This is a genomic window from Ruegeria sp. CF3, from assembly GCF_056537365.1.
Genome location: NZ_JBQFRK010000003.1, coordinates 335430 through 351871 on the forward strand (window position 1 = coordinate 335430; position 16442 = coordinate 351871).

Genomic DNA, 16442 nt, shown 5'->3' on the forward strand with positions numbered 1-16442 from the left:
TCATGAGCGAACTGAACAAATTGGGCCTGGCCGAGGCCCGCGACGCGCTGCGTGCCAAAGATGTCACATCCGTTGAACTGACCGAGGCTTGCCTCAAGGCCATTGACGAAGCCGACGCGCTGAACGCGTTTGTCCACAAGACGCCCGAGATCGCGTTGGAGCGCGCCAAGGCGGCGGATGAGCGGATCAAAGGCGGCGACGCGCCTTCGATGTGCGGCCTGCCGATCGGTATCAAGGACCTGTTTTGCACTAAGGGCGTGCCCTCGCAAGCGGCCTCGAAAATTCTCGAGGGGTTCAAGCCCGAATACGAATCCACCGTGTCGCAACAATTGGCGGATGCTGGTGCTGTGATGCTGGGCAAGCTGAACATGGACGAGTTCGCGATGGGCTCGTCTAATGAAACATCCGTTTACGGCAATGCGGTCAGCCCGTGGCGGCGCGGCAATGACGATGCACAGCTGACACCCGGCGGCTCGTCCGGTGGCTCAGCCTCGGCTGTCTCGGCTGACCTGTGTCTGGCCGCGACCGGTACCGATACCGGCGGTTCGATCCGCCAGCCTGCTGCTTTTGTCGGTATCACCGGCATCAAGCCAACCTATGGTCGTTGCTCGCGCTGGGGCATTGTGGCCTTCGCCTCTTCTCTGGATCAGGCCGGTCCGATGACCAAGAACGTCCGTGACGCAGCGATCATGCTGGAAACCATGTGCGGTCATGACCCCAAGGATTCCACCAGCGCCGAGCTGGCCGTGCCAAATTTCGAGGCGATGCTGACCGGCGATATCAAAGGCAAGAAAATCGGTATCCCGAAGGAATACCGCATGGACGGCATGCCTGCCGAGATTGAAAAGCTTTGGGCCGATGGCACCGCTATGCTGAAAGACGCGGGCGCCGAAATCGTCGATATCTCGCTGCCGCATACTAAATACGCGCTGCCTGCCTATTACGTGATTGCTCCTGCCGAGGCGTCGTCGAACCTCGCCCGCTATGACGGTGTCCGGTATGGCCGCCGAGCGCAGTTGGCTCAGGGCGATGGCATCACCGAGATGTACGAAAAAACCCGCGCCGAAGGCTTCGGCCATGAGGTCCAGCGCCGGGTGATGATCGGCACCTACGTTCTGTCTGCAGGCTTCTATGACGCCTACTACAACCGCGCCCGCAAGGTCCGTACCCTGATCAAGAAGGACTTCGAAGATGTCTTTGCTGCAGGCGTTGATGCGATCCTGACCCCGGCAACGCCGTCGGCCTCGTTCGGTCTGGGCGAGATGACCGAGGCTGATCCTGTTCAGATGTACCTGAACGATGTGTTCACCGTGACAGTGAACCTCGCTGGCCTGCCCGGTATTTCGGTGCCTGCTGGTCTGGACAAACAGGGCCTTCCGTTGGGTCTGCAGCTGATCGGCCGTCCGTGGGAGGAAGGCGATCTGCTCAACACCGCCTACGCGCTAGAGAGTGCGGCTGGGTTTGTGGCCAAGCCCGGAAAATGGTGGTAATCCTCAATCCTGACACGGCAATAAAGAACCGGAGCAGCCAAATGCGCAAATTGCTTCTGATCCCGGCCCTTGGGCTGATCGCGGCATGTGATACCGTTACCCCTGTTTCGGGTACCGGTTTCAATACGCCGGAATATCAGGCGCAGCGCGAGGCCGAACTGGCCGGGCAGGGTCTTGCCGGTAATCCGCTTGCACCACCCGAGGCGGTTTCCGAACAGCCGCTCTCGGCGCAGGGGGCTGTTGGTGCCGTACCAACAGGCGACGCCTCTGACATCGCCAACCAGACGGCCATTGCCTTGGCGAATACGTCGGGTCAAGAGACGCGCGTCGCGCCTCTGACTGCAACAAACAACCCAAGTATCTCTGATGAGCAGGATTTTGAGGCTGTCTCAAACCGTCGCAGTATCGATGCCGACGCTGCTCGTATCGAACAGAATCGGCAGTCTTACGAGGTCGTCGCCCCTACTGCCGTGCCCGAGCGCGGCTCTGACGGGCAACTCAATATCGTGCAATACGCCCTGAGCACTTCGAACCCCATCGGTACCCAGTTGTACAGCCGAGCCGGATTTAACCTGCAGGCCAAGGCACAGCGCAACTGCGCTCAGTTCGCATCTCCTGATCAGGCGCAGATTGAGTTTCTGTCGAATGGAGGCCCCCAGCGTGACCGCAAAGGGCTGGATCCGGACGGCGACGGTTACGCCTGCGGCTGGGACCCCAGCCCGTTCCGCAGTGCCGTCAACAACTAAGCTCTCCCCCATCTGGCACCCATCGCCCAATTTCGGCCCCCGCCGGGATGGGCTGTCACCCAAGCTGATCGTGCTGCACTACACTGCAATGGAGAGCGCTGCTGCCGCGCTTGAACGTCTCTGCGATCCGGGTCCCGAGGTCTCCGCCCACTACCTGATCGGTCGCGACGGTGCGCTCTGGCAGCTTGTCCGAGAGGAAGATCGCGCTTGGCACGCCGGGGCAGGGGAGTGGCAAGGGCAAGCCGACATAAACTCCCGCTCGATCGGGATCGAGCTGGACAATGGCGGAGATCACCCGTTTGCCGAACCCCAAATGCGTGTATTGGAACAGCTTTTGCCCGAACTCATGCAGCGTTGGACCATCGCGCCAGAGGGTGTGATCGGGCATTCCGACATGGCACCGGGCCGCAAGTCCGACCCCGGCCCTCGGTTCGACTGGCAAAGGCTGGAACACCAGCGCCTTGCCGCTCGGCGTGGTACTGCCCTCGAACCGAACGTCAACTTCCGCGAGCTGGCGCAGAACCGGGGCTACACAGCGACAAGCGAGGAGAAGACGCTCCTAAATTCCACACGCCTGCGCTATCGCCCGTGGGCCTCAGGCCCCTTGCACCCCGATGATCTCATAGCCCTCTGTCCGCTCCCAAAATCGACCTGATCCGCCCTTCATCTGGCCTAAAATATCTCGGGGATGAATTGGCCGTAGGCCAAGAAGGGGCTGGCCCCTTCACCACCCCAACCCCTCTTGACGCCATCACGCACAGAGCCTACCCAACCCACGCGCGGAGGGCCGGATGGCCGCTGGGGTCGTAAGGCCCGAGAGGAAAGTCCGGACTCCACAAGGCAACGGTGCCGGGTAACGCCCGGGCGGGGAAACCCGACGGAAAGCGCCACAGAAATCAGACCGCCACACACGTGTGGCAAGGGTGAAACGGTGGGGTAAGAGCCCACCGCGCCGCTGGCAACAGTGGCGGCACGGCAAGCCCCACCGGGAGCAATGCCGAATAGGGTCCCCGCGCGGGCCGGTCGGTGCAAACCGATACCGCCGCTAGGCACGCCTTGGCCGAGAGGGACCGGGTTGGCAGCTCGAGCCGCGCAGCAATGCACGGCCTAGAGGAATGGTCATCGAAGGGGGCAACCCTGGAACAGGATCCGGCTTACAGGCCCTCCGCGCATATCCTGTCACCCGCCCGGAGGTGTGTAGGTGCCGCCAAGTGCTGCAGCTTTTTCGGCGACGGCAACAAATTCCTGCGCCGACCATGCGCGAACGGTCTCGATCCTCGAAACCGCACCCGTGCCCGCGACGGCCATGCCAATTGCCACAGCATCACTGCCTTCAGGCAGTTCGCTGATAACGACGACATCATTGCCTCCGGTGGTTATATAAAACGAGATCAGTCTGCCGCCTGCTTTCTCAAGCAAGGCCTTGACGGGACCGGTGCGATCTTCCGGTTTTGCCAACATTCCTTTGACCCCATCTTGCGAATAAGACGCATAGGTAATGAAAACAGGCATATTTCTCTCCCTTGGTTGCAGTTTATTCGGAGCGCTAAAAGCGGCCGACTCCTTGGCCGTGTCGCGTGCAGGATTGCGCGCAAACCGGAAAAGACCCGGCCAAATAGACAGCCGGGCGTTGCTATAGTTGTGAGCGGTGTTGTCTGCCGGAATTTACATCCGGCCCGGTATTACCTAAGTCCGCAAAACGGGCTTCGAAGGTTCCGGCGACACTATCACAGAATCGTGAGCGTTCCAAATCGACTGCTCTTGAAGCCGTGTCAGGAATTGTTCCCCCAACGCGGCGAATCCGGTTGACTTGGGCGCATGAGCGGTTAAAAGCGCACGCTCATAAGGATTCAACCGAAAGGCCCCTGCCTTTTCGGACGCAGGAGATAACCATGGCGAAGCCGACGACAATCAAGATCCGTCTGAACTCGACCGCGGGCACGGGCCACTTCTACGTGACCAAGAAGAACGCGCGCACCATGACCGAGAAAATGACCATTCGTAAATACGATCCGGTCGCTCGGAAACATGTCGAGTACAAAGAAGGCAAGATCAAGTAATCTGCCCTCTGACATACTTTTTGAAGAAGGACTCTGCCATGCAGGGTCCTTTTTTGTATTGTTTTGGGGTATCTCTTGGTCGGCCTAAACCAAGCAGGGGCGTTGCAGGGGCGCATCAGAGGTTTGGGTGTTCTGAATCTCAGCGGCTTGCTTTTTCTAATCCCCTGCCGCTACGCTTCAGCAACCCTTTCCAAAATGTTGACCGCCATGAAAAAAATCTTGTTGCCCGCTCTTGCTGTTCTGACATTGTCAGCCTGCGAAGACCCCTTTAACCGCGAAGGTGTTGGTTTCACCGGGATTGATGGTGAACCGCGCACAGTGTCGGATGTAAAAGGCGCCGTAGCCTTTTTGCCGCCAGAAACCAACATCCCGGCGGAACTAGCCAAGCTGCCAACGGTCCAGGTTACATCGGACAAAGCCGAGCTTGAAAAGATCGCGGGTGTCGCAATCGATAATGGCGGTCGCTCAGATGCGAATTCAGTTCAACTCACTGGCAGTGATACCAATCTGTACCTGAGCAATGTCAATGTAAACGGTCAGTTGTTCGGTGTCCTGCGTACGGAAAACAACTCCACCAAAGTTGATACATCGGTGGGCTCGGCCTTTGGCGCTCAAACGGAACGCTTTACCGGATGCTTGCCCGCGGGTGATGTATACCGCAAAGGTTCGTCCGAGCGCAGTTCGGGTTTTGCAGTGCCACTGAACTGCCGTTAATTTAGCTTACACAATCTAAGTAAAAGCCCCCGCCATTGGCGGGGGCTTTCTAGTTTCAGTGTTTCTGCAAGTCTTACGAGACGCTGAACAAGGGCCCGAACCCAGCAGCGGTCATTCAATCCACGTGACACACCGGACGATGATCACGCGAGTTCAGAGGCCCCCGCCATCCGTTGGCATCCAAGCAAGCGCTATGCGTGTTCTCTATTTCACCCCACCACCAAAGAATAATCAGTGGTGAAACTCAGACCCGATCAGCAGAACTGTTTAACCTCAACTGATAGGAAGCAACGTTCATTGCTCTACCAATGCCTGCCCATTCTCGTCAAAGAAATGAAGTTTGTCGGTGGGAAAATGCAGGCCGATCTTTGCCCCAGGCTTTAGAGCGGTGTCCCCATTCAGGCGCACGGTAACCTTCTCTTCTGCGCCGCAATCCACGATCAGGAAGGTATCTGCCCCCAGATACTCAATCACCTCGATGATGCCATCACATTGCCCATCGCCCGATGATACAACATCGATGTGTTCGGGGCGAATGCCGAGTTTGCTTGCTACACCCGAGCGCGCGAAGTCGCCGCCTCTGCCATGTTCCAGAGTGTAGCCATCGTTCTGAGTCGTGCACGGCAATATGTTCATTTTGGGGCTGCCAATGAACTGTGCGACAAACAGATTGGCAGGGCGTTCGTAAAGTTCGCGGGGTGTGCCGACTTGCGCGATCTTGCCGTACTCAAGCACGACGATGCGGTCGGCCAATGTCATCGCTTCAACCTGATCGTGCGTCACGTAGATCATTGTGCGCTTTAGGTTCTGATGAAGTTTCGCGATTTCGTAACGCATTTCGACACGAAGCGCTGCATCAAGATTCGAGAGCGGTTCATCGAACAGAAACGCCGTCGGGTCGCGCACGATAGAACGACCAATTGCAACGCGCTGCCGCTGTCCACCGGACAGGTCCTTGGGGCGACGTTCCAGAAAAGGTCCCAGCTTGAGAACCTCGGCGGCTTTATTGACCTGCTCTGCTATCTCGGCCTTCGGAACACCCGCGACCTTAAGTGAGAACCCCATATTTTCGGCGACCGTCAGGTGGGGATAAAGCGCATAGGACTGGAACACCATCGTCAGACCCCGCTTGGAGGGTGGGTGATCCGTGACATCATTGCCGTTGATTAGTAGCGATCCGCGCGAGATATCTTCAAGCCCACCGATCATGCGAAGCAGGGTGGATTTTCCACAGCCCGACGGACCGACGAAGACGATGAATTCACCTTCATCAATCATTAGGTCAACGCCTTTGATGACCTGGGCCGAGCCAAACCACTTTTCGACGGATTTTAGTTCGATGCTGCCCATTAGTTCCTCCCTGCCCAATGCAGCCAAACCGCGGCTGTCCAGGTGAATGAATTCCCTCCGGCAGGGCTGCCGGTCAGAGGATCGTAGTATTCAGCGAAGCCGTTTGTTGCGATCAGCTGCGACGTTTTCTGGCGCAGTGCCTCGGCTTCTTCGAGGTGCCCCATATCCGCTAATCCAAACCCGATCAGCATATTCATGAACCCCCAAGTGGGACCCCTCCAGTACCTGCGTTGGTCGAAGTTGGGCATCGCGGGGTCATAGCTGGGAACTGGAAAGGGTACTTTTGCAAGCGTCGCCTGCAGGCGCTCCAGCATGTGCTGTGAATCAAGTCCCCCAAACCAGCAAAGATACGACGCGTTAGAGATGCTTCCGGCCCAATCACCAGTCAGCGCATCACGCGAGTCGAACGAGCTCAGCGTTTCGTTCCACAAAGATCGCGCGCCCGCTTCGAGCCTTTGAATGTCGCTACTTAGTCCATCCGCAGCAATTCCAAGCCTTTCGCTGATCTCCTGCAGATCGCGTGCGGCGCGCAGAGTGATAAATGTCATCGTCGGATCTGCGACTCGGAAGGGATTCAGGCTCAGCAACTTCTGTTGATCCCAGTCGGCCTGACAGCCGATCTGAACCAATTTGATATAGCGGTCATAGTCGTATTTGGTCGGTCGATCTGCACTGTTGACGTGGCTTGTGTCACGGCGCTGGTAGTCTCCGACACCTGTGGGATCTACGCCCTCCATTGCTTTGTCCCAGTCCGGTGCATTGTCGCGACCAGCTTCCCACGGATGCGTGGTGCAGACCGCGCCGTGTTCGTCGAGTCGCCATCTCATGATCCAGCGATGCCACGCCAGCAGAGATGGGAAAAGCGCGCGAACGCGGTCCGCGCCTGCATCGCCATCTTTTTCCCAGATCTTCCGCGCCACAGTTGCAGCCACCGGGGGCTGAATGATGCCTGAGGATGGGATCGGCCCGTGGCCACCCCAGACATCCGGGCCGGGGTAATATCCGTCATCCTGTTTGTGGAACAGGATATGCGGCACCATTCCATCATCCCACTGGCCCGAGAACAGTGTTTCAAGTTCCACCCAGGCTCGATCAATGTCGAACTCGGCAAAACCAAGCGCCGCAATCGCGCTGTCCCAATTCCATTGATAGGGGTAAAGCCCTTCGGTCGGGATGGTGTAGCCGCCACGATCATTGGCAACCAGAATGTTGCGCGCCTCGCGGTCGGGGTTTGTATGTTGGTTCATCTCAGTCATCCTTTGACGGACCCCGCAGTCAGGCCCTTAGTCATGAAACGTTCAAGTCCCAGGAACAGCGCCATGATCGGAACGGTGGCGATCACCGCACCGGCCATCAGATGCTGTCGGGGAATTTCCGAGGAGTTCAGCATCGTGACGCCTCGGGTCAGGGTAAATTTCGAAGGGTCGTCCAGCAGCATGAAGGCCAGCAGGAACTCGTTCCAAGCGATCATGAAGACGTAGAGCGAGACCGACGCCAGCGCAGGCAGGCTAAGCGGCAGCGTAATCTTCCAAATCACTGCCAGCCGCGAAAGCCCATCCATGAGACCGGCCTCTTCCACCTCAGTCGGCAAGCCACGGAAATAACCTTGCAGCATGTACAGCGCGACAGGGATCGTCGTGACCGGGTAGATCATCACGATGCCAAGGATCGAGTTGCGCAAGCCAGTCAGCGAGAACGCGATATAGATCGGCAGCGCCAGAACGATCATCGGCACCATGTAGATCAGCAGGATCGAGCGTGAGAACGCCTTTTGCCCCGAGAAACGGAACCGCGCGACGGCATAGGCTCCGGGGACGCTGAACAGCAGGGTGATAAAGACCGTCAGGACCGAGACGTAGAGCGAGGTCCAAAGATAGGTGCCGAAGTTGAAATCGCGAAACAGCTCGGTATAGCTGCGAAACAGCGCGGTGCCTTGTGATAGATCTACCGAGAAATCCAGCGGGTTCTGCAACAGGGCCTGTTGCGACTTCAGGCTGGTCATCACCATCACATAGAACGGAATGATCACGATCGCCGTGAAGAAGATATAGCCAAAGCCCGTGCAGAACCGGATCACGGCCTCTTCGTACTCGTGGCGGGTGAGCTCGCCGAACGGTGTCTCTTTCAGGATTGCGGCAACGGATAGGTGTATCACGACCGCCATCGCCACGACGGTGACCAGTATTGCCTGCAGGGATGTGTCAGAGCCGATCAGGACAGGCCCGACTCCGGTCAGGCAAGACAGGCCTAACAAGGCGGATACACCCAGTCGGGCCGGTGCGCGTTGCGCCGAGAAGCGGACATACACCAGACCGGCAATAGCCCCCCATATCAAGCAGAGCAAGACCTGTGGCCGGAACGCAGCCCCGGTCGAGAATGACATGGTGATGGCGACAGTAGTGGCGATCACCACCAGCCAGAGCGCGCCTAGAATCGGGGCGGTTATATACCCTTTGCGCATCACAAACCCTCCTCACGGCTGATGAAGCGGAAGAAGACGAAGCTGAAGGCGATCAGGCACATCAGGATCACAACGGCCACCGCTGCGCCTGCGCCGATGTTCGAAACCGCAAAGGCCTGTTCATAGACATTTACGGTCAGAGTACGGGTGCCGGCATTGCCGCCGGTCAGCAGGAAGATGTCGTCGAACTTGTTAAACGTCCAAATGAAACGCAGCAGGAACAGTACCGACAGGATACCCAGCAATTGCGGGATGCTCAGCAGCCAGAACTTCTGGAATGGTGAGGCTCCATCCATATCCGCTGCTTCATACATGCTAGAGTCGATGGATTGCATCCGCGCCAGAATGAACAGGAAGGACAGCGGGAAATAGCGCCAGATCTCGAACACTGTCACCATGATCAGCGCCAAAGGGCGTTCCCCGAAGAAGTTGATCGGTTCACTGCTTAGTCCCATCTGCACCAACAATGCGTTGGCAGAACCCGAGAACGGGTCGAACAAGGTGACCCATGTGAAGGCCACAGCGATGACTGGCGCCACATAGGGGAACAGATAGAGGCCGCGTATGAACCCTTGTCCCTTGAAGCTTTTATTCAGTAACAATGCTGCAAACAGGCCCATCACCAAAGCTCCAATGGTGCCGACCACGGTGTAGAACAACGTGACCCACAGCACGCCCCAGAACTCGTCTCCATCAAAGACACGGGCGTAGTTTTCCAGACTGAATTCAAGGTTGGTCAGGACGCTGGGTCCGCTCCCGGTCACGCCGGGCTCTGATCCTTCGAGCAGCTCTTCGAAAACGTCCGGATCTCCGTTCAAAGTGACCGGAATACGGATGCGTTCGCGTTGACCGCCTTCCAGTGTGCCGAAATCGCAGAACAGGTTTTGCCCGTCCAGAACACAGGGACTTGCAACTTCGCGCGCCGTCACGCCGTCCGGTAGAACATCTGTCAGGGTGACGCCGACAACGGCGATGTCCTGACTTGAGTTGCGGACGCGGTATTCAATCCGCAGATCGTCTCCCGATCCGCGCAGGCTTTCACGCACCACAGGTGCAGGCGGACGAAGGTCAGACAGGGTGAAGGGCTTGAAGCTGATCCAGAAGATCGCCAGCAAGGGCAGGATCACCACAAGCGATACACTGATCACTGTCGGAGCCAGCAGCGTCCAGGCCAGACGCGCCTCGCGTTTGGCTAGCGCCCCGGTTCCGGTCGGTGGGGTGGCCGAAGACATGGGATACCTCGAAGGGTTGGGTGCAGCGGCGTAATCGCCGCTGCATGTGTCACAAGGTTACTGAACCTTCGCGAGCTCGTCGTTCATTGCGGCCACTGCAGCGGCGGCATCGATTTCATCGTCGATATATTGGCGCACGACCCGGTTAATTGCCTGGCTGTTGATCATTTTGGACGCCAAAGCCAGCTGGCCTTCAGCAACGCCCCAGCGCTGCGCCACGTCCAGACCGCCGACGATCTCATCGATCATCGCCTGATCATACAGCTCGCCCAACGGGGCTTTGCGGTCCACGCCAACAGGCAGCTCTGCCCATGCTTCCGAGAACGCGGTCGGGTTGTCAGCATTACCGCGACGGACCGGAAACTTGCCCTCGGGTGCGATGGCCAGTGTTTGAGTATAGCCGTCGTCCATGGCGAATTTCACGAACTCCATCGCCGCGTCGGTGTCGGCGTCGTTGGTGATGCCAAAGTAACGAACGTCACCCCAAGCCGCGCCATCCGGGTTCGATGGGCCCGAGAAGTTAGTGACGATACCAGTCTTCGAGGCCAGATCGCGCGAGGTCGGATCATCGTTGATCGTCGGCGGGGCGCTGTCGCGCAGACCGGCCAGTTCGTCAAGGATGAAGGGCGACCAGATGATCATCGCTGCTTTGCCATCAAAATACAGCTCGCGCGATTGTTTCCAGAATAGCTCACCCGGGGGCGAGGCTTTCGAGATCGCCTTGTAGAAATCCAATACCTCAATGGTCTTGGCTTCATCCAGCGGTTGGAAGCCGTCCGCGCCAACAGGGGTCACGCCATTGGCGAGGAACACATGCTCCAAAACCTGACTCATGAAGTTTTCATCAACTTTGGTTGCAGCAACGAAACCGTACATCTCGGGCGGGTTGTGCAACTGCTCCAGCGCAGCGACGACGTTGGCGAATGAGTTCGGGGCCTCAAGGCCAGCTTCATCAAACAGGTCTTTGCGGTAGACAACCATTTGAGTCCATCCATCGACCGGTACCGACGCGGTTTCGTCGTTGAACGCCGCCATACCAAGCGCGCCGGGGGCGAAGGTGTCGGCGCCCAGTTCTTCGATCACTTCGGTGGCGGCTTCGGTGTCCAAAATGCCCGCTTCAGCCCATGGCAGGGCATATTGCAGCGGATGATAGACCACATCTGGCAGGTCTCCGGCGGCAAATGCTGCTGTGGCGCGTGTACCCAGATCACTTTCGGTGACCGGGATAACCTCGACCGTGGTGCCGGTTTCAGCCTTGAACTGGTCAGCCATTTCCTGTTGCTTGGCCAGCCGCTCGGGCTGTTCTTCGGTGGTCCAGAAGCGGATCGTATCCGCCTGAGCGGACATCGCCGCCAATACTAGCGCAAGCGATGTTCCAAGCATCATTCGCGATGCTACAGGTGCAAGTTTCATAGTCGGTTTCCTCCCCGGTTATGATCTTTTGAAAGTTGAATTTTTCGGGCCAGTTCCTCGGCTGTAACGCTTGGTGGCCCGTCGGAATTGCGTTCGATCAGAACGGCCTCACTAATCTCACGCAGATCTGTCGGTGCTTCACCGCGAGTCTGGCTGATCAGCATCGTCGCAAGGCGTTCTCCGGCCCGCTTAGAATCGACGCTGAACGTGGTTAGACCAGGGCTGACATATTGGCATTCAGGGATGCCGTCATATCCCAGAATTGATACATCTTGCCCGACCTCGAGGCCCAGTTCTGCACAGACCGAGTAACACCCCAGCGCAGCCAGATCCGTTGCAAACACTATTGCAGTAGGTGGGTGATTCAGCGTCAAAAGCGCGCGTGCCTCAACCGCACCCTCCTCACGCGTACGAGCACCTTCCCGGATCAACTCGTGATCGGCAAGCAAGCCCGCGATCTTGAGACCTTCGAGATAACCGTCACGGCGCAGATGGCTGTAGTTGAATTTCGGATCGCTACCGACATAGCCGATGCGCGTATGGCCAAAATCAACGAGCCGACCGACCGCATCACGGGTTGCAGATTCACCCGAAATGTCGAACCAGGATGTCTCATCCTGCCAGTCCGCTTGCCCATACCCCGTGCGGCCATACATGATGAAGGGAACCTTCAACTCTTGCAGGTATTTCACCCTCGCATCGTCGACCTCGGTCCGGGGCAGAATGAATCCATCGGCTTTGCGCTCTTCGACAAGCCGCCCCAATACATCAAGCATATCTTTTTCGGACTTCGCCGTAGAAATCGTCATCGTCCAGTCGGATGCGCTCGCCGCTTCGCATGCTCCGGCCAGAAAATCCTGAAGAAATGGGTTATGCCGGTCTGGTTCTTCGCTGTTGATGACCATGGCAATAGCGCGCACCCGCCCGGTTCGTATCGCCTGCGCATGGCTGAGTGGGCGATAGCCCATCTTTCGCGCCGTGGTTTCAACGCGCTTTCTCGTGGATTCCGAGATGTCGGTATATCCATTCAGGGCGCGGGACACCGTGCTCTTAGAAAGCCCAAGATGATCGGCCAATTGATCCAGTTTTACCCTGCCGGGGCCAGAATGACTCCGGGGGCGAGACTGCGGTTGCTGGAGACTTGGATTCGTCATCATTCTTCTATTTGTTTTCTCCGAAACCGGTTTCGGCAATCAAAATTATGAAATTCTTTGATTGGATCGACCAGGTACACGAACGTTCCAATGGCGAAAGGCGCTGATGAACGCATATGCAAACTTGCAAACGCGGCTTTCAGAGTGGTGCAAATTAGGGTTGCGCCAACATGGTTGACTGCCGACTGCTACAGTAACTGCAGGCTGATCATTGTTCGCGGAGCTTTGATGGGAATCGGTGAATTGAGCATGAGGACTATGCGTAAATACGGGCGACTATCCGGCTATGAGGGCGTGTAAAATTTGTGGAGGAAAAAGAATCTGGTCGGAACATCATGCGAATTCACCAAGGCTTGGTATTGGCTTTTGAAGAGCAACATAAAAAAAGCCCCGCTTAGCGAAGTGCCAAGCGGGGCTTTCTGTATTCTGTTTGAAGCGGTTTTATTCTCTGTTGCCCAGTAGTTGCAGCAGGAACATGAACATGTTGATGAAGTCCAGATACAGGTTCAATGCACCCATGATCGCCGCTTTGCCAAGCCATTCCTGATCGCCAGCATGAGCCATCTGCAGATAGGTGGTTTTGATCTTCTGCGTGTCATAGGCGGTCAGGCCGGCAAAGATCAGCACACCCAGGATCGACACTGCGAACATGATCGCTGGTGATTGCAGGAAGATGTTGATCACCATCGCAACGATCAGGCCAATCACACCCATCATCAGGAAGGTGCCCATGCCGGACAGGTCTTTCTTGGTCACATAACCGTACAGCGAAAGACCTGCAAACGCGATCGAAGTCACCAGGAACACTTGCGCGATCGAAATGCCTGTAAAGGCTACGAAGATCCAGCTCAGCGACAGGCCCATGACTGCTGCAAATGCATAGAAAAACAGCTGTGCGCCAGATGCAGACAGCCGGTTGATCGCAGCGCCAAAGCCAAACACCATCGCCAAAGGTGCAAACATCACGATCCAGCCCAGGATATTGGGGCTCAGCGTGACCGGATCACGGAAGATCGACAGCAGTTGCGGGCTCGAGCCCACCGCCCATGCCACGGCAAATGTGATCAGCATGCCTACGGACATCGTGCCGTAGACTTTGTTCATATGGGCGCGCAGGCCCTCGTCTATCTCGGCAGCGCGCGCGCCGGACGCCGTCCGGATCGTGTCGAATTGTGCCATATAGGGGTCTCCCTTCAATATTCTGTTCGCAGCCCACGGATGCGAGCCGGTTTCCCGGTAAATATCGGAGAGTGTGGCCCTCGTTTCAAGGGTTTTAAGCCTGAAACTCAGCAAAACTGTCGGCAATTTTTGCAACTGTCGCCAAAAAACCGGCGGCTTGGTCGCCAAATCCCTCAAGCCGCCGGTATTTTCGAATTAATACAGATGTTTGTGCCAGCTGTCGGGCGCGTGCCAGAACGGGCGCTCTGCTTCGTTACGCGCGTCTTTGCGTGAAACGCCGATGTCATTCAGTGCATCATCATCAAGCTGGGCGAGGGCGCGCCGCTGACGAGCGAGGTTAAACAGGTCAAGTATCCGAGCACCAATCGCCTTACGCTTGATGCGACGATGAGCTGAGATGGCTATATGGGTCATGATGATTGCCCTTTCCTGATTGTTTGATGAAACCTAGCGCTTCAATCAATTTCCTTGATCTATATGGAGCAGTCTGACATATTTTGGAAATGAATGTTTATGACGAGTCTCATAAGGAATCTTGAACATGCGAAATTTGGACATCACCACATTGCGGTCTTTCGTAGCTGTTGCTGACCATGGGGGCGTGACGCGTGCCGCTGGATTTCTTCACCTCACGCAATCTGCGGTCTCTATGCAGCTCAAGCGGCTGGAAGAGCTTTTGGGGCTGGAATTACTGGATCGATCCGGTCGAACCATCGCGCTAACGGCGTCCGGAGAGCAATTGCTGGCATACGCACGGCGGATGATTGCGTTGAATGATGAGGTAATCGGGCGGTTGACGGATCAGGCGTTTGAGGGCGAGGTCGTGCTAGGCGTACCGCATGACGTCGTTCATCCGTTCATCCCGCGCGTGTTGAAGCGTTTCAATGCCAGCTTTCCTCGGGTCAGCGTGAACTTGGTCACTTCCAACACGCGGCACTTGAAAGAAGAGTTCGCACGCGGAAGCTTCGATCTGATTGTGACTACGGAATCGGGTGCGGGCGAAGGTGCCGAAACCCTGCACCATATGCCTTTGCGTTGGGTTGGCGCGCTGAACGGATCTGCCTGGCGCCAAAAGCCTTTGCGGCTGGGGTTTTGCCGGAATTGCATTTTCCGTCCGGTTGCGACAGCGGCGCTGGATGATGCGGGAATCGAATGGGATATGAGCATCGACAGCGATTCCGACCGCACCGTTGAAGCCACCGTCAGCGCTGATCTGGCTGTGGGAGTTTTGCTGGAAGGCACCCAGCCCAGCCATCAGGAACTGATTGACCATGCCGGAGTGCTGCCGGACCTGCCGGTGCAGTTCATCAACCTCTACGGTGCAGAGCGGGTACGTGAGGAATATGTATCAGAGCTTGCGAACCTGCTGCGCCAGAACTTCAGTCATCCAACGGCGCAGCCGCTTAAAGTGGCGAGTTGATGCGGATCACCACCTTGCCAGTGGATTTGCGATCGCGCAGCAGTTCCAAACCTTTTGCTGCATCCTGCAAGGGCAGGACGTGGCTGATATGAGGCTTAATCCGGCCCTCAGAATGCCAGCGGAACAAGGTGCTGAAGCTGTCGCGCACGATCTCGGGTCTGAAATTCAGATAGCCGCCGATATATACGCCGATCACGGTCAGGTTCTTGACCAATAGATGGTTGGCCGGGATCTGGGGCACCTCACCTCCGGCAAATCCGATCGGTAACAAGCGGCCTTCCGGGTTGGTCGCGCGGAAGGCGGCCTTGAAGACATCTCCACCAATCGCATCGTAGACCACGTCAGCACCACCCAGAGCGAGAACGCGGTCGCGCAGGTCTTCGCTTGCGTCAAGCAGATGGTCTGCACCAGCTTTTTGTGCCACGGCCAATTTGTCCTGCCCGCGGGCTTGGGCGATGACTGTCGCACCCATCAGTTTTCCGATTTCAACTGCGGTCAATCCCACGCCACCGGCAGCACCGGTGACCAGTAGGGTCTCGCCCGGTTGCAGTCGCGCCCGGTGCGCAAGAGCAATATGGCTGGTGCCATAGGCAATTTGGATCGCGGCCGCGTCTTCGAAACTCATGGAATCTGGAAGGGGAATTGCCCGGTCCGCATCAAAAACGCCTGATTCGGCCAGGCCGCCTTGACCTGAATAGACTGCAACACGATCGCCCAACTTCAAATGCGTAGCATTGTTTCCAATTTCGGTGACAATCCCTGCAATCTCCATGCCCAGCGTAAACGGTGCTTCGGGGGTGTCTTGATACGTTCCTTTCTGCATCAGAAGGTCTGCAAAGTTCAGGCCGCAGGCGCGGATTGCGATACGAACTTGGTTCTCTTGCGGCGGTGCTTCGCGTGTTTCGCATAGCTGAGCGGGTGCCCCTTTGGTCTCGATACGAAATGCCTGCATCATTGGTCTCCGCTCTTTTGTCGCCATAGGCCGTTTGGCTTGACCGTTTGTCAATTCCATTCGCAATCTTCACAGCGTTAAACTGAATAGGGTGGATCAACTGTTTCCCATTTAGAAACTATCAATCTCTATGTTGGCCGTACAACCACAAACCACTGTTCGATTTCTCTGATTCAACCAGCTTGAAAAAATAACGGATTGCGGCAATATTGTACTATGGTGCTGTTCGGGGGGCACGATCCGAATTAGGGAGTTCTTAAGCAGCGACCCG

16 protein-coding genes and 1 other RNA gene are annotated in these 16442 nt (G+C 56.9%); 7 read left to right on the forward strand and 10 right to left on the reverse strand.

The window, feature by feature from the left end; all coding sequences use genetic code 11:
* Window positions 1-2: 2 nt before the first annotated feature.
* The 4 genes from gatA (at window position 3) to rnpB (ending at window position 3409) form a co-directional block, all read left to right on the forward strand.
* Entirely contained in the window at window positions 3-1490 is a 1488-nt protein-coding gene (gene gatA / locus ACR0KC_RS13265) for an Asp-tRNA(Asn)/Glu-tRNA(Gln) amidotransferase subunit GatA (RefSeq protein ID WP_170563967.1), read from the forward strand.
* A gap of 41 nt (window positions 1491-1531) precedes the next feature.
* The gene (locus tag ACR0KC_RS13270) at window positions 1532-2236 is read left to right on the forward strand and encodes a hypothetical protein (protein ID WP_480706794.1); all 705 of its coding nucleotides are present in this window, start codon (window positions 1532-1534) and stop codon (window positions 2234-2236) included.
* The gene (locus ACR0KC_RS13275; protein WP_480706792.1) at window positions 2220-2891 is read left to right on the forward strand and encodes an N-acetylmuramoyl-L-alanine amidase; all 672 of its coding nucleotides are present in this window, start codon (window positions 2220-2222) and stop codon (window positions 2889-2891) included. The genes ACR0KC_RS13270 and ACR0KC_RS13275 overlap by 17 nt, the downstream gene beginning before the upstream one ends.
* Before the next feature lie 124 nt (window positions 2892-3015).
* Window positions 3016-3409: RNase P RNA component class A (rnpB, locus tag ACR0KC_RS13280), an RNA gene on the forward strand.
* Window positions 3410-3415: 6 nt separating this feature from the next.
* Here the strand turns inward: rnpB and ACR0KC_RS13285 are convergent.
* Window positions 3416-3748, reverse strand: a complete 333-nt coding sequence (locus ACR0KC_RS13285) for a GYD domain-containing protein (RefSeq protein ID WP_170392216.1) — start codon at window positions 3746-3748, stop codon at window positions 3416-3418.
* A 380-nt stretch (window positions 3749-4128) separates the two neighbouring features.
* Between ACR0KC_RS13285 and rpmG the strand changes: the two genes are divergently transcribed.
* On the forward strand, window positions 4129-4296 hold the full coding sequence (gene rpmG / locus ACR0KC_RS13290; protein ID WP_010441901.1) for a 50S ribosomal protein L33: 168 nt from the start codon (window positions 4129-4131) through the stop codon (window positions 4294-4296).
* A 207-nt stretch (window positions 4297-4503) separates the two neighbouring features.
* Window positions 4504-5010 (forward strand): membrane lipoprotein lipid attachment site-containing protein, encoded by a 507-nt coding sequence (locus ACR0KC_RS13295; RefSeq protein ID WP_480567262.1) that lies wholly within the window; start codon window positions 4504-4506, stop codon window positions 5008-5010.
* A 294-nt stretch (window positions 5011-5304) separates the two neighbouring features.
* Here the strand turns inward: ACR0KC_RS13295 and ACR0KC_RS13300 are convergent, their stop codons facing one another.
* The 8 genes from ACR0KC_RS13300 to ACR0KC_RS13335 all read right to left on the reverse strand — a co-directional run bounded on the left by ACR0KC_RS13300 (window position 5305) and on the right by ACR0KC_RS13335 (window position 14213).
* Window positions 5305-6360, reverse strand: a complete 1056-nt coding sequence (locus ACR0KC_RS13300) for an ABC transporter ATP-binding protein (RefSeq protein ID WP_170392212.1) — start codon at window positions 6358-6360, stop codon at window positions 5305-5307.
* Window positions 6360-7607 (reverse strand): MGH1-like glycoside hydrolase domain-containing protein, encoded by a 1248-nt coding sequence (locus tag ACR0KC_RS13305; RefSeq protein ID WP_480503505.1) that lies wholly within the window; start codon window positions 7605-7607, stop codon window positions 6360-6362. Before ACR0KC_RS13305 ends, ACR0KC_RS13300 begins: the two co-directional genes overlap by 1 nt.
* Window positions 7608-7612: 5 nt before the next feature.
* Window positions 7613-8821: a carbohydrate ABC transporter permease gene (locus ACR0KC_RS13310; RefSeq protein WP_170392208.1), complete on the reverse strand. Its 1209-nt coding sequence runs from the start codon at window positions 8819-8821 to the stop codon at window positions 7613-7615.
* Entirely contained in the window at window positions 8821-10053 is a 1233-nt protein-coding gene (locus ACR0KC_RS13315) for a carbohydrate ABC transporter permease (protein ID WP_170392206.1), read from the reverse strand. The genes ACR0KC_RS13310 and ACR0KC_RS13315 overlap by 1 nt, the downstream gene beginning before the upstream one ends.
* A gap of 57 nt (window positions 10054-10110) precedes the next feature.
* Window positions 10111-11466 (reverse strand): extracellular solute-binding protein, encoded by a 1356-nt coding sequence (locus ACR0KC_RS13320; RefSeq protein WP_170625244.1) that lies wholly within the window; start codon window positions 11464-11466, stop codon window positions 10111-10113.
* The gene (locus tag ACR0KC_RS13325) at window positions 11463-12623 is read right to left on the reverse strand and encodes a LacI family DNA-binding transcriptional regulator (RefSeq protein ID WP_480771945.1); all 1161 of its coding nucleotides are present in this window, start codon (window positions 12621-12623) and stop codon (window positions 11463-11465) included. Before ACR0KC_RS13325 ends, ACR0KC_RS13320 begins: the two co-directional genes overlap by 4 nt.
* A 438-nt stretch (window positions 12624-13061) precedes the next feature.
* A complete protein-coding gene (locus ACR0KC_RS13330; RefSeq protein ID WP_010441904.1) occupies window positions 13062-13799 on the reverse strand; it encodes a Bax inhibitor-1/YccA family protein in 738 nt (245 codons plus the stop codon).
* A 195-nt stretch (window positions 13800-13994) separates the two neighbouring features.
* Window positions 13995-14213 (reverse strand): DUF1127 domain-containing protein, encoded by a 219-nt coding sequence (locus tag ACR0KC_RS13335; RefSeq protein WP_480771946.1) that lies wholly within the window; start codon window positions 14211-14213, stop codon window positions 13995-13997.
* A gap of 127 nt (window positions 14214-14340) precedes the next feature.
* On the opposite strand from ACR0KC_RS13335, the gene ACR0KC_RS13340 reads away from it, so the two are divergent.
* Complete coding sequence (locus tag ACR0KC_RS13340) at window positions 14341-15219, forward strand: LysR family transcriptional regulator (protein WP_170512372.1); 879 nt, start codon at window positions 14341-14343, stop codon at window positions 15217-15219.
* On the opposite strand, the gene ACR0KC_RS13345 is transcribed toward ACR0KC_RS13340, so the two are convergent.
* On the reverse strand, window positions 15203-16171 hold the full coding sequence (locus ACR0KC_RS13345; protein ID WP_480706783.1) for an NADPH:quinone oxidoreductase family protein: 969 nt from the start codon (window positions 16169-16171) through the stop codon (window positions 15203-15205). The genes ACR0KC_RS13340 and ACR0KC_RS13345 overlap by 17 nt on opposite strands.
* Window positions 16172-16442: the final 271 nt, after the last annotated feature.